Source organism: Blautia faecis, assembly GCF_027662325.1.
GTDB lineage: Bacteria > Bacillota > Clostridia > Lachnospirales > Lachnospiraceae > Blautia_A > Blautia_A faecis.
Map to the genome: position 1 here is coordinate 177,422 of NZ_JAQDKY010000002.1, position 13,484 is coordinate 190,905.

Genomic DNA, 13,484 nt, shown 5'->3' on the forward strand with positions numbered 1-13,484 from the left:
GGGCTTAACTTTTTTGTTCCTCTTTGATCCGTTCTCTATAAGTATCCTTCATTCTTTACTCCTGTTTCGAATAATATGGTTCGATATAGGTTTTCATCAGATGTTCCTGCTCTTCCGGATCCATTGCTGCCTTACTAAGGACCGCAATCTGGGCTGCCCGCCTGATATCTTTAATTGCCCGAAAAGTAAGCACCCAGTTTTCCAGTTCCCGGTAGCCGCAGACGCCATCCTGGAGATCTTCTTCCTTCAGATAAGCATGGATCTTTTTTACCACGGAAATCATAAACCTTAAAACGTTCTCATCTGCATACCCAGTCCTTGCCGTTATCCGCTGCTTCATTTCCTCTTCTGTAAGCTCCTGCTTGGGCTGGATCAGACTCATACGGGACAATACAGACTGGTTAAAATTCCCACATCCCACATAATCCAGGTTAGTGGTCATAATGATAATGGTATTCGGATCACGTCGGATTTTTTCACCATTAATCAGATCTGTCACTGCACCGTCATCAAAAAGGGAATTCAGCCTGGTCAGGGTACCCGGTTTCTCGATCATGGACGGTTCCTGTATTTCCAGAACCGAAGGCCGCCGGCATGCTTTTATGATTTCTGATTCCTTTAAGAAAAAATCCTTCTCTTTCCTTGCACTTTCATATCCTTTTTCAAAAGCCAGGCTCAAAAGTTTGTGGAATGCCTCCCCTTCTGAAATGCCGTCTTCATAAATACCGCTTAATACATAAAGCGCAGAGGCAGGATCCATCTGAAGGTCCTGAAAATCTGGCAGTTGCGGCAGCATCCTTTTTTTCGTTCCCATGTTTGGGACGGTACTTGCCAGGAGTTCCAGTTCATCCGTTCCAGGTCCGCAGGTAAATACGTAATAGGGAAGTCCTAAAATCTGGGCCAGCATCCTGACGTCTGTGGTTTTCCCGGTTCCTGCTTCCCCGGTCATCATAAACAGCCTTGCCGGGGTATGCGTCACCATTTCCAGAATCTCTTCTACTTCCTGGCTGGCAATATAATTCTCCGGGAGCATGGGAATCCTTTCTTCTTCGACAGAAGGGCAGGTAAAGCATCCTTTATAAGCCACTTTTAACTCTGCAATGGTAGCGTTATTCTTTCCCTTTTGCGCTCCCAGCACTTTAAAACTTCCGATTATACAGGCATTTGGGGCGTAAATTCCAGAATTAAGGTCAAAAGACAGAAAACTGTCCTTTAATTTTCCGTTAAAAAACTGGTTACAGTCAAATGGAATCGCGTCTTTTGTTCCGGCCGTAACCCTTTGGTACAGGTTGTCACAACAGAGGAAGGACATTTTAAGCACCATCTGCGCCAGTCCTTTTTTTAAGGCACGTTTTAACTCTTCATAGCAGGCATGAAACTCATCATCGTAATACCTGCTTTTGGAAACAATACTTGCAAAGGCAAGCATGGCGAGGTATTCCTCCCCTGTGGAGCCTCCTTTTAAAACCCCGGGCATTTTGGTTGTATCTCCTCCGTCCGGATCTTTTTTCTTTCTGATTCCACAAAACCTTCCATTCCGGAAATTATAGGTCATGACACAAACTTCTTCATCCAGTGGATATTCCATACAAAAATACCGGATGGAATTTTCTACATTCTGGATCCCGGCAGCTCCCGCATCCGGCTCTTTTTGTTCCTGCATGGCAATAAGTTTCAAAACAGCAGACAGAGTCGGCGGATGGAGTTTTGCTGATTTCCCCTGGGTCCGCGTATTATACTGTGAACAATGGTCTGCTTCATAGCTGATCCTTTTTTTCTTAGTCTCTTCTAAAATCTGCTCAAATTTCTCCGGCAGTGCCAATTGATAAGTCCATGGCTCGTAAAAACAAATTTCCGGCATTTTCATTCCTCCCATAGGAAAAGCAGGGCATGGGAATCTGTTTTCCCATATCCTGCCCTTCTTTGTCCGTTATGCTGATTTCTTTTCCTGTTCCAGATAGGCTTCGTAAATTTTCCGGATCCGGAGCCCAAACATGGTATTGCGTTTACTCAGCGTATCATTCTTAATGGCGATTGCCATTGCTTTTTTACTTCCGACTATGATCACCTTCCGCTTTGCCCTTGTAACGGCTGTATAAAATAGGTTTTTGCGGAGCATCCGGTAAAAACTGATAAGCATCGGCAGGATCACAACCGGGTATTCATCCCCCTGTGCCTTATGGACTGTGATACAGTAGGCGAGGTTTAACGGCCATATATCATCATCTGTATATTCCATGATTTTTCCATCCCCAAAATCTACGCGCATGACATTTTTTCCATCTGCCTTGTAGATATTTAAAACCTCTCCCACATCACCATTTGCTACTTCCTCGATATTTTTCAGCTGCATGACAAGATCCTTTTCCCGGTATAAGGTCGTTCCATTTTTGATTTCCGGATAGCCGTACCGTTTCGGGTTTACAATATCCCGAAGAACAGGGTTTAATGCATCTGCACCGGCCCTGGTATCTTTCCGGAGCGGGGAAATTACCTGGATTCCTTCTGCCTGGTTTTCATTCTTTTGGAGTTCCTCCCTATAAAGCTTTTGGATCAGCTCCGATGCCTCTGTATCATCAGCAGCCGGGTAAAACTGGAACGTATCATCAAATACCAGGTTGGTTTTTCTTTCATTGATTTTATCTGCATTCTGGATGATCGTGGATTTGCCTTCCTGACGGAAGCTCTCTGTTAATACCGTGACTGGGATCACACCGGATTCGATCATTTCCTTAAACACATTGCCAGGCCCCACAGATTCCAGCTGATCCTTGTCACCAAGAAATACCATTCGCGCACCATTCTGGACCCGCGACAAAAACTTATCCATGAGATACATGTCGATCATACTGCATTCATCCACAATGATAAGTTCCGCCTGGATGGAGCATTCCTCGCTCCACTCTTCCTCGCCGGCTTCTCCCTTTAAACCTACAGCCTTATGGATGGTCAGAGCAGGATAAGCAGTGCAGTCACTCATACGTCTTCTTGCACGTCCAGTTGGAGCACATAAAAGAATCTCGGCATTTTTGTTAAGTGCTTCCTGGACGGCCATGATAAAACGGATGATGGTCGTCTTACCGCGTCCCGGACCTCCGGTAATAATCGATACCGGATTTTGGAATGCTTCCAGAATTCCTGCTTTTTGTCTGGCATTTAAAAGGATTTTTTCTTTCTTCTGGATATCCCGGAGGATTGTTTCCACGTTTCTTCCCATTCCTTTTTGCAAGCTGAATTTCACAAGGGAAGCTGCTGCCCCAAGCTCTGCTTCAAAGCTTTTTTTCGCATAGAAGCCTCCTGCATTACACACAAGGGTTCCATCTTCGCGGATCATTTCATTTCCCACATCACGGATGGTTCTTTCTGTTACCTGACGCTCTGCACCTTTGTGGTTTAAAAGCCTGCCTGTCCGCGTCAGAACCTGCTCACAGGATAAATATAAGTGTCCTTCCCCCTCAGCCTCGGACATGACATGCAGGATAGCCGCTTTGATCCGCATGGGCTCATCCGGTTTAAAATTCTTTGCTTTTACTGCAATGGGATCTACGGTCAAAAAGCCAAACCCTGGGATTTCACATAAGCGAAACGGGGTGTCCTGAATGATAAGAGGGGCTGCATTTCCAAAATGCTCCTGAATCTGCGCCACCTTCCTTGGTGTCACCCCAAAGGGAGATAATGCTACCATCAGCTGCCGCAACGTCTCACTGCTTTGATATCCTTCCAGGATTTCCATAAGCTTTTTCTTTGTAATCCCTTTTATTTCCAATAGCCTCCCTGGGTCTTTCTCCAGAATTTCAAAGGTTTTTTCCTTATAATGGTCTACGATCCGTTCTGCGAGTACCGGGCCGATCCCTTTTATAAAATCTGATGCCAGATACGCCTTAATCCCTTCTGTGTTTGTGGGAAGTACCACCTGAAAAGACGATACTTTGTACTGCATTCCAAACTTTCCATCTTTCCAGGTTCCGTTTAGTTCCACTTCAAGCCCATCCTCTGTTGGAAGCTCATTTCCAACAGCTGTAAACACTCCGTACTGGCTGTTTTTCTGGGTACTTATTTTCTCTGGAAGGGATTCTTCTGTCACATAGGAGGCAACCGTGTATCCATTGCCTTCATTGTAGTAGATACACCTAAGTGCTTTACATTTCATTTTTTACCACCTCATTTCCAGGAAATCCATAGATAGGAGCCAGAAGATCTGACGGTATAACCATCGTCTTTTAACAGCTTCACCAGAGTTTCTCTCGGGCGCCCTGCATAGCCTTTTAAAAAGCCAATACGGTGGTACCCGTTTTTTCCAGGTACCGTACAGATCCCATCCTTATTAACCGCCAGCTCTGTTTTTTTCTCGTAACCTGCTTTCTTCCGGATTGCAGCAAGCCGTTCTTTTCCTTCCTTTTCATACCAAAGTAATGCTTCCTGGCTTATCAGTTCTGGTTCTTCCTTCATATTTACCGGTTCTGTCCGCGTTTCATCCGGACTTTTTGGAACACTGCCGGACGTTTCAGCATGTTCGCATACTTCACCGGGAGCTGATTGTTTTGTTTCAGTATGATGGCATTTTTGTTCATTCTCATTCGTTTTCTCCTTCTTCTCATTTAGATATTTGTAACAGCAAATCCCTGCTGCAATTGGAAGGCCAATCGTCAGGCTCTGCACAATAACAGCCAGAAACACAGGCCATAAAAAAGGAGCCAGAAGCAGCCCCATAATTCCGGTAACCAGGCAGGCTTTTTTATGCACCCGGCACCATTTTTCCAACTGTTCCATTTTTCCTCCTTTACCATCAGCAAAAATCATCCATAGCTTCACCGCCTGCGTTCATGAACTGCTCGTCCACACTATAACTGTCTTGCGAATGTTGGCGTGAAGGCTGTGCGTTCTGGGTTCTGTTTCCGGTCCGGTTTGTCTTATTCTGATTACTGTTTTGGTAATAAGACGAATTCTGGTAAGAGCTCCTCTGATTGAACCGCCCTGTAGCATTCGAACTGCTGTTTCTTGATGACTGTGAGGAACTGTTGCGATCGGTATGCCCCTTTTGACTCTCACCTTCGCCCTTACTGTCGGCAAACTCAATATCGCTCACAATAAGTCTCATTCCATATACTTTTTCTCCCCTGTCATTCGTATAGTTATCATTATGCATCTCGCCTTCTAAAGCGATCCTTTTTCCTTTTTGAAAATACTTGCCTAAGAACTCTGCTTTGGTTCCAAATGTTACACAGCTGAAGTAATCTGCATTTTGGTCACCTTCCTGTCCATATTTTCGGTTAACTGCAACCCTGAAATATGCAGCTGTCTTTTTTCCTTCTGAAGCAACCACTTTAGGGTTCTGTACCAGGCAACCGATAAGTATGATCTTATTCATATAAAAAGCTCCTTTTCTTTTGGATAACAAAAAAGACATTCAGAATAGCTTCCAAATGTCCGTTACCAGATTCTTTCTTTTCGTTTCACCAGTTCTTCTGGCCTCCTTTCTTTTCTGATTTTTTGTTTTTCCTCCTTTCCGGGTATTGATCCGTATTTGTTTTTTGCAACAAAAAAAGGCCACTTAGAATCCATTCTAAATGACCTTATCCATCACAAAAGGCAGGAACCATGTCCCTCATAATTTTTCTTTCGGGCTTCCCCGAAACAAGAACTTCTTACCTGCTTTTACAGATACAAATACAAATCTCAAAATCATAATAACACAAGATGTAGTATGCGTCAATAATTCATTTCCTGTATTTTGTGTTATAAACAATTTGTTTTTCATTTTTACCACAAGAGTCAAATTCTTGCCAAAAGATCGGTTGGTATAAATGCTATAACTTTACTTTTGGTAAAATCTTTCAGATTTCTTGTCATGATATAATCTGCATGAACAGATTCCGCCGTCGCACTCTGCACTGCAAATTCAAAAATCAGACTCAATTTACGAAATATCTCTTCAATCTGATCTGGTGTCAGCTGTTTTCTCATCACATACATCATGTTTGAAGTGGATTGCAGAATACATACCTTATTGTACAGATCCACAAAAACCAGATAGTAAAGCCTCAATCAATATCCGCAAAAATTTCTGCCAGCGCCATACTGATATTCGGGAATTCTTTTAATGTGATCACGGTGTCTGCATTATAATGCGCTTCCTCTGGATCATCCTGAAGAATATAACTATAGTTCAACTTATAACTTCCATCTTCCAGGTAGTAGATTTCAACCGCTCTTTCTCTAGGTGACACGATCCAATATTCTTCTACCCCAGCTTCCTGGTATATTTCTTTCTTGTCTGTTTTATCACGCAATGCAGTAGCCGGGCTAAGTGTTTCTACTATAAATTTAGGCACGCCAGAATAGGCACCGCCTTTTAAGTATTTCCGGTCACACACAATCATAACATCCGGGATTACATAATCATCATTTATTTCAGGATGGTATTTGTAATCCAAGTTCTCAATGAATGCCAGACAAATACTTCCCTGCAGTTTTCCAGATATAATCCGGTATATATTTCCGTTTACGATACCATGCTGATCATTTGGTGATGGCGACATATCATAAATGACACCATTTATTTTCTCTTCCTTTTTATATTCTTCCTTAAATAATGGCATATACGTTCCCTCCAAATCTATAATTCGTATCTTTGTCTGGCTTTATGTTCTGCAATGATTCCTATCAGCAACCTTTGTTTCTATTATAGCGGATTTTTCCCTGTAATACAATGCGTTTTCAAATGCCTGATAAAACATTTCCTCGAAGAATTTCTGCCCTGGTCAAAGACACTGCCAGCGCATATCCAAAAACCTAAGCAGGCAGAGGAAAAATGATACAGCCGCTAAAAGCGGCCTGATATTTGTCAATGTACCTGTGTTCTACCGTTTACTCATGAACTTCTATGCCAACTACTTCAGAATTTACCGCTATATGTAAAGGACACTCCTGCCATCACAGGAATGTCCTTTACGGAAACCCAGTTTCAATGGTTTCCCTTATTATACTTTAATTTAGTTGCATTAGTATATGAACAGGATTCTCGAAAACATAGACAAAATCGAACAGAATTATGAAAATACTCTTACCACGTTTTTTGATTTGTAAACCACTTATTAGCAGACGGATCCGCCAATGCAGAAAACGGATAGGCTGTTTTCCTTTCAGCTTTCAATTTGTCCAATTAATAATCTCTGAATTTCCATACATCTGATGGATTTGCATTTTTCATCCTCAGCATTCTTTGAAGCTAATCTTCTGTAAACCACAGATCGTGCAGTATTTTTCCGAACTATAGAGGCTAGATATCAGACCGCTTCATTGCAATTATAAACTGTTGATTTACCAAGATTATTTACATATACGGTAATCAAGTCGCCTTTCTTAAGATCCGGCTTTTTCCATACCAAACGGCTTTTATGATAATACACTTTATCATGATATGTAAAACTATATAAAATCCTGTATGGAATCTGTCTTCTATATCTTGTATATTTTTGCAAATATACTTTTTCTACCAAGCCCTTCACTTTTGTACCATTTTCGATTAATTGTAAATGTAATTTATCAAGCTTTACAGTATAAATTCCAAGAGCAGCACTTATTATACACAAAAGCACTCCCGTTATAGAAAACACAGTTCCCAACATGTCTGGATTCTGAATGCCTGAGTTTACTGCTGGTTTTAATATCCCAAGAAAACTTAAGACACCGGAAACAAGAAAGAATATTCCTATCCAAAAGAAGATAACTCTCAATAAATCTTCTGTATAGTTAAGTTTTTTCATATTTATTTTCTCCACAAGCATTCCATCAAAATTTTTTATCCTGTTTCAATCATATCTAATTTTACTTCAATTTAGTTAAATCCTCTAAATACATTTCTGTATGTCCACACCCTGGACAGACTGCAACTTTAACATCATCTATAGTTGTCGTTTTTTGTTTTTCATCTACATCTACAACGATCCCATAGCCACCGCCATTAACTTTAAGTCTTAAATCCGCTCTCATGACTGTTCCACACTTTTCGCATTTTCTCATTGCTGTCCTCCAAATATATGTTTCGCTTTCCTGTTTTTCTTACTATATAATAGCAGACAAAATATTAACCACTGAATGATCTACCGTTCATACGATGCAATGATTTCCTTACTATCCGCTATTTTATAATCAAGCGTTTCCAAATTACCAATCAAATCAAATGTCATATCCGCATTAACTTGCAATTCATCTTCAATCTTAACTGCAGACGGCTCAACTTTTAGAAATACTGTTAATCCATAAGGCTTCGTTTCAGACTGTATCTGTATGCTATCATAAGAATATCCTTCCGGATACTCTTGCCCACTTACAATATTTATAACATTCGAAGAATCTCCTACATAATCTGTCTTGTACTGTGACAGGTCAGGAATCTCGTACAGTTCTTCTTTTCTGCCACATGCAGAAAGCAATATTGCTGATACCGTAAATAAAATAATTGGAATTACTTTTTTCATCATGAACCAGCTCCTCTTCACACTTTGATATAAAACAGCCTGCCCAATGAACCAGAAACTGCCATATATCTGCTTCTTTATTTATAGATCAGCCTTTAAACAAACGAAGCATAAATCATAAAAATTTCTGCAATCAAAATAATTCCTAAAACACAATCAATCATCAGGTTATATTGACCAACTGTTAGCCAAGTTTTCGAATGCATCAGAACATACTTTACACTTTTTATACCACTCAAGATCGTAACTGTCAGAAGAAGTATCGGCATTAAAAAAATTTCCATCTTATTGCCAAAGTCATCTGCTGCTCCATTTCCAGCAAAGTGAACGGGAATAATCTCCGGTAAGAAAAAGAAGCTTATTATTGCAATCGCAATTCCAACGATGCAAATTCCCCATGTTAATTTCCTGCTGCTTATACCATCCATAACAGTGCCTTCCTCTCATATGTCAGATACTGGTACTTACTCAAAGCCCTCTAATAAGCTTACTTTTTGAGCAATTCTATAACAACCCAGCATGTAGCTATTGTTTGCATCAGAAAAACGAAATCACACACATATTTCATTCCAAATTTCATAGAAGAGCTCCCAATCAATCCAAAACCTATGCAAGTCGCACCTATGCTGAATATCAAAGCCAGAATACAAATAAGTACCTTATATTCTTTTTTCATATCCCTTTCCTCCCATATCTACATTAATTTGTTGATAAAGATTTAAGGTTCCATATTTCTATTTTACATGAAGAATATGCTGCCTTGCCTCATCTGGAACGATATCTAATAAATATGTTTCCTTAGAAGAAATTTTTTCAAGAAACTCATCCAGTAAATTTTCTTCCTTACCTTCTGCTATTGGCAGAAGTTCCTTATACAAAACCGTAGGAATTCCAATAGAATACTTTTCTTCCTCATATACGAGAGAACCAAATGTCCAGTCTTCCTGTTCCTCTGGGCCTAATTCCACGATCAACTCAACAATCGGCAAATAATGACACATTTGTAGGAAACTTAAATTAACTTTTATCCGGCCTTCCTCGCCCTCTGGATCTTTTTCTATTATCTCTATTTTATCCTTTCCCGTTACGGTCATTACAACTAAAGAGTTTTTCGGAGATTCTGTATTTATCTTCTCTATTGACTTTGCTTGAACAAAGCCTTTTTCCATCGTTTCTTTTTTATACTCACTACATCCTTTTGATTCAAAAACACCATAGAAGCCGCCCAAATTGTTCATTGCTATTAAATCCGGTGATTTGTATGTAGTTTTACCATTAGCTGAAAGAAATTGATATTTTTCTATGGGCGGCTGTGAACTGAGTTTTAATACCATTGATAAGTGAACCATATACTCATAAGAGTACTTTTTCTTTCCAAGTACTGTAGTAAGTATCATCCCAAGCCAGTAATTAATTGCACCAACTTCTGTACTATCCAAATAATCTTTTCTTGCTAAATCAAATGAAAGTTCTCCCTTTGGCAATAAAGAAACAAATGTTTCAAATAATCTAATTTTGAAATATATTTCTTCTTTACGGTCTATTATCTTTTTCTCGGTCAAATATACATCTGGCATCCCAACCGACACAATAGCATCTATCAGTTCTACCCCGGTAAATGACAAAGTTCCATTGTCTCTTCTATTATGATCAGAAATTTTTTTAGGTTCCAGATACAATTTTATCTGATAAATATCTCCACGTTTTATCTTCATCGCCTGATTCCTCGCAATTAATCGTATTCAAATTCAATTGGTTCCCATCTCTACATAAAGCATATTATTCAATAAATTGAAAATCTCAATATTCGTAAGAGACAATAATCTTTCTGCAAAAATCACAATTATAGGCAGCTATGCGGTCTCCAGATATCCTTGCTGCCAACTCTGGATCCGTATTTAACCGCAAACTCTCAGAGCTTTCTTTCCACTCCAGTCCTGCCCCTGCACCAACCGCATGCAACTGACCCTTTCGCATTTTTCCTTCACAATATGGACATCTCATATTTTTATTTATATCTCCTAATTTTCACATTACACAGTTCATATTATTGAACTTTATCCATTCATTTTTTGTACTATAAGCACCTTTTTGCTTATCTTTGATAAAATATATTAATTGCATCTCCCATATGGAGCGCCTCATATGTATTCTCACATACTTCTATTTTGTAAAATGTATTCTTGCCATTTCCTTTATGTCATCAAGAGAAATAACATTTTCTTCTACATTTCTCCAAAAAACATATTTCCATTCTCCGTTAATCGGAATTTCCATATAGCTTATAGATTCTTCCTCCAATCCATACTCTTCTTCAATAATTCTTCGAATTTCAGCAACTGTGGTTCTAGTTATTGGATCTTCGAATTGATCTTCAAACATTATCTTACCTTCTATCAGATTCTCAACAATTTTCTTCTGATTATCCTTTACGATTCTTCTTGCTGCAATCTCTCCCATGTTTTTCCTCCTATGTTTATTTCTCTAACTTTATACATTCTCTTAGCATGACCATCAAATAAAAAAAGCCAAACACAAAAGTAAAACTTATTATGTTTGGCTAGGTCAACTTGTTATTTTTTTATCACTTCTTATGGGTGTATTATACTATATATTCCTCTAAAGTAAAACAATTTTTTATATTATTTTTTATTTTAATATTATATTTCTACTATCATCAATTTTTCAGATATTTTCAACGCATAAACAATGCTATTAGCTACAATATTTCCGGAAAATTCATCATAGGTTTGTGTTGCCACAAAGAAACGGTGGCTTTTTTTCTTTTACCGTCATGCGGCAGATAATCAATTCATTCTATTTTGAACTTCTTTTATGCTACCTGATGTCTGCAATAGGAATAAATTGCCAATAATATAAACACAAATAATTCAATTCCTGCCGAAAGCAAAATAATCTGCGGTGTCCAGAAACTCATTCCACCGATATTCAGATAATTGAAATTTGCAAGCTGATAAAGGAAATTGTTCTGCATACCAATTCCGGCAGATGGAAGTATGGTGGAGAGCCATGTTGCTCCCATCGCCACATAAGCAAAAAGCGGCATGAGAAGAACTACAATAGAAATCAGCAAAACTGTCAATGTGTCTTTACATTTTGCAGACAGGAACAACGTACAGCTAACCGTTGCTAATACAGAAAGTAAGCCCGCTGCTGCGAGAATTATCTGCAACTGCCCCAGATTGATGTTTGGCAGGTTAATGATAGAGTATAGCATCTGAAACGATGTTTTTAAGCAATCTGTCCCGAACGCTGCATCTAAAATCAGAATGTGTACCGTGATCCCGACAAGGAAAGTAACAACGAAAAGTGTAAATGCCGCCAGAATTTTGGTAATTGCTAATTGTTTACGCCCGTATTTGGTGGTTCGCAGGATGCTGTCACCGCCCGTTTGATATTCTCCGGCAAAAGTAGGAGCTGCGATTGCCACGCACAAAATAGCAAGGAACAAAATATAAAACTCAATATAATCAAATGCATCTTTAGAAATTCCAGAATGAAGATAAAATGGCGTATCAAGTTCTGAATATTTTTCAAGAGCTTTCTGTTGTGCGGTTTCGTTTTCTCTTTGCTCATTCCGCATGACATCCTGTAAATGTTCTGCGCACTTTTCATAATAGGCTCCGTCAATGTCATTCGGGTCAATATCCATTAAATCAGCACCAATGCCTGTTAATGGATCAGCAAACGCTTCGGACAGACCCATCAGCAAGTGACGGAACGGGACGATTTTTTCAATAAATACAGCCAGAGGAAAGCCCTCTTCCTCGACCGGCCCATATTCTCGAACGCAGCTTTGATAAGTTTCCAAAGCCGATTTGATCCTATCCGGGGTCACTTCACCAGCGGATGTTTTATAAAAATCTTGTTTGTACTTGATCGCTGCCAAGCCGTCTAATTCTGTAACCGTGCCATCTTCGTTTGGACGGTTAATACCCTCAAATGAAATAGGCAGGTATGCCATGGCTACGGAAAGCAAAAGTGCGATTGCAAGTAAAATCAGGGTGCGCCGTGACTTCAAAATACGTTTTAGTTCAAGTCTAAAGAGCCGCATATTATCTGTCCTCCTTTTCCAAGTCTGTCTGCGGGAACAACCACAGATACAGATCTTCCAATCGTGGCTCCGTTGTAACAGACCCATCAATTTCCGAATGTTCGGACAGATAACGAATAGAAACCTGATTGTGATCTTCGCCTCGCTGATTGATAATGCGCAGCCGCATTTCACATTCCGGCAGCTTTGAGGCCGGAATTATGCAATTCCAAACCTTGCCCTCAATCTGCTTGACAAGTTCTGCGGTAGTTCCGACATCAACAATTTCTCCGGCTTTCATAATTGCGTTGCGCGTAGAAATATATTCTATGTCAGATACGATATGGGTGGAAATCAACACGATTCGATCATGCGAAAACTCGGAAATGAAATTCCGCAGACGCACGCGCTCTCCGGGATCGAGTCCTGCTGTCGGTTCGTCCATGACAAGTATCTCCGGGTCGTTCAACATAGCCTGCGCAATACCAACACGACGCTTCATGCCGCCTGACAGATTGGAGATTTTTTTCTTTTTCACATCGGAGAGCGAAAGAATGTCCAACAAATGATTGATCTTTTTGGTAGTTGCCCTTGTAGGAATATCTTTCAGCGCAGCCACATACTCCAAATAATCTTTGACCGTAAAATCCCGGTGATACCCAAAGTCCTGCGGCAGAAAGCCAAACTTGCTTCGGTAAACTTCACCCAACTCTCGAATGTTTTTTCCGTCATAGTAAACTGCTCCGCTGGTTGGTGTCATAATATCAGCAATCATGCGCATGAGCGTGGTTTTCCCTGCACCATTCGCCCCCAAAAGTCCCCAAACGCCGGGAGTCAATGTCAGATTGACATCATTTACTGCTGTTTTGTCTTTGAACTGCTTGCTTAAATGCTCTATTTTCAGTTCCATGCTTACACTCCTTTCTTTTGCTTCGGCTGAACAATAAAAA

Annotated in this window: 17 protein-coding genes; all 17 read right to left on the bottom strand. The window is 40.0% G+C overall.

Translation table 11 applies throughout. The features are described from left to right. Nucleotides 1-55: 55 nt before the first annotated feature. The 17 genes from PGQ38_RS02280 to PGQ38_RS02355 all read right to left on the bottom strand — a co-directional run bounded on the left by PGQ38_RS02280 (nt 56) and on the right by PGQ38_RS02355 (nt 13,444). Nucleotides 56-1,861: a hypothetical protein gene (locus PGQ38_RS02280; protein ID WP_204453181.1), complete on the bottom strand. Its 1,806-nt coding sequence runs from the start codon at nt 1,859-1,861 to the stop codon at nt 56-58. Nucleotides 1,862-1,930: 69 nt separating this feature from the next. Beyond that, nucleotides 1,931-4,150: an SF1B family DNA helicase RecD2 gene (gene recD2 / locus PGQ38_RS02285; RefSeq protein WP_204453182.1), complete on the bottom strand. Its 2,220-nt coding sequence runs from the start codon at nt 4,148-4,150 to the stop codon at nt 1,931-1,933. 11 nt (nt 4,151-4,161) lie between these two features. Further along, nucleotides 4,162-4,770 (bottom strand): hypothetical protein, encoded by a 609-nt coding sequence (locus PGQ38_RS02290; RefSeq protein WP_204453184.1) that lies wholly within the window; start codon nt 4,768-4,770, stop codon nt 4,162-4,164. A 16-nt stretch (nt 4,771-4,786) separates the two neighbouring features. Continuing rightward, complete coding sequence (locus tag PGQ38_RS02295) at nt 4,787-5,368, bottom strand: single-stranded DNA-binding protein (RefSeq protein WP_204453186.1); 582 nt, start codon at nt 5,366-5,368, stop codon at nt 4,787-4,789. Between the two features lie 62 nt (nt 5,369-5,430). Further along, on the bottom strand, nt 5,431-5,562 hold the full coding sequence (locus PGQ38_RS02300) for a hypothetical protein (RefSeq protein ID WP_270414173.1): 132 nt from the start codon (nt 5,560-5,562) through the stop codon (nt 5,431-5,433). A 210-nt stretch (nt 5,563-5,772) separates the two neighbouring features. Continuing rightward, a complete protein-coding gene (locus PGQ38_RS02305) occupies nt 5,773-5,964 on the bottom strand; it encodes a hypothetical protein (protein ID WP_243243567.1) in 192 nt (63 codons plus the stop codon). Between the two features lie 77 nt (nt 5,965-6,041). Continuing rightward, on the bottom strand, nt 6,042-6,599 hold the full coding sequence (locus tag PGQ38_RS02310; protein ID WP_204453187.1) for a Uma2 family endonuclease: 558 nt from the start codon (nt 6,597-6,599) through the stop codon (nt 6,042-6,044). A gap of 687 nt (nt 6,600-7,286) precedes the next feature. Continuing rightward, nucleotides 7,287-7,766: a hypothetical protein gene (locus tag PGQ38_RS02315; protein ID WP_187564927.1), complete on the bottom strand. Its 480-nt coding sequence runs from the start codon at nt 7,764-7,766 to the stop codon at nt 7,287-7,289. A gap of 61 nt (nt 7,767-7,827) precedes the next feature. Beyond that, nucleotides 7,828-8,022, bottom strand: coding sequence for a zinc ribbon domain-containing protein (locus PGQ38_RS02320; RefSeq protein ID WP_270430735.1), 195 nt, complete (start codon nt 8,020-8,022; stop codon nt 7,828-7,830). Nucleotides 8,023-8,102: 80 nt separating this feature from the next. Further along, the gene (locus PGQ38_RS02325; RefSeq protein WP_055056114.1) at nt 8,103-8,483 is read right to left on the bottom strand and encodes a DUF4825 domain-containing protein; all 381 of its coding nucleotides are present in this window, start codon (nt 8,481-8,483) and stop codon (nt 8,103-8,105) included. A gap of 92 nt (nt 8,484-8,575) precedes the next feature. Continuing rightward, nucleotides 8,576-8,908: a DUF1648 domain-containing protein gene (locus tag PGQ38_RS02330; protein ID WP_187564928.1), complete on the bottom strand. Its 333-nt coding sequence runs from the start codon at nt 8,906-8,908 to the stop codon at nt 8,576-8,578. A 59-nt stretch (nt 8,909-8,967) separates the two neighbouring features. Further along, nucleotides 8,968-9,156 (bottom strand): hypothetical protein, encoded by a 189-nt coding sequence (locus tag PGQ38_RS02335; RefSeq protein ID WP_055056116.1) that lies wholly within the window; start codon nt 9,154-9,156, stop codon nt 8,968-8,970. A 58-nt stretch (nt 9,157-9,214) separates the two neighbouring features. After that, the gene (locus PGQ38_RS02340; protein ID WP_204453189.1) at nt 9,215-10,195 is read right to left on the bottom strand and encodes a hypothetical protein; all 981 of its coding nucleotides are present in this window, start codon (nt 10,193-10,195) and stop codon (nt 9,215-9,217) included. An 85-nt stretch (nt 10,196-10,280) separates the two neighbouring features. Beyond that, nucleotides 10,281-10,484, bottom strand: coding sequence for a PF20097 family protein (locus tag PGQ38_RS20350; protein ID WP_302673742.1), 204 nt, complete (start codon nt 10,482-10,484; stop codon nt 10,281-10,283). 159 nt (nt 10,485-10,643) lie between these two features. Continuing rightward, a complete protein-coding gene (locus tag PGQ38_RS02345; protein ID WP_187564930.1) occupies nt 10,644-10,940 on the bottom strand; it encodes a hypothetical protein in 297 nt (98 codons plus the stop codon). Between the two features lie 373 nt (nt 10,941-11,313). After that, the gene (locus PGQ38_RS02350) at nt 11,314-12,555 is read right to left on the bottom strand and encodes an ABC transporter permease subunit (RefSeq protein WP_204453191.1); all 1,242 of its coding nucleotides are present in this window, start codon (nt 12,553-12,555) and stop codon (nt 11,314-11,316) included. A 1-nt stretch (nt 12,556) separates the two neighbouring features. Beyond that, entirely contained in the window at nt 12,557-13,444 is an 888-nt protein-coding gene (locus tag PGQ38_RS02355; RefSeq protein WP_148445107.1) for an ABC transporter ATP-binding protein, read from the bottom strand. Nucleotides 13,445-13,484 lie beyond the last annotated feature (40 nt).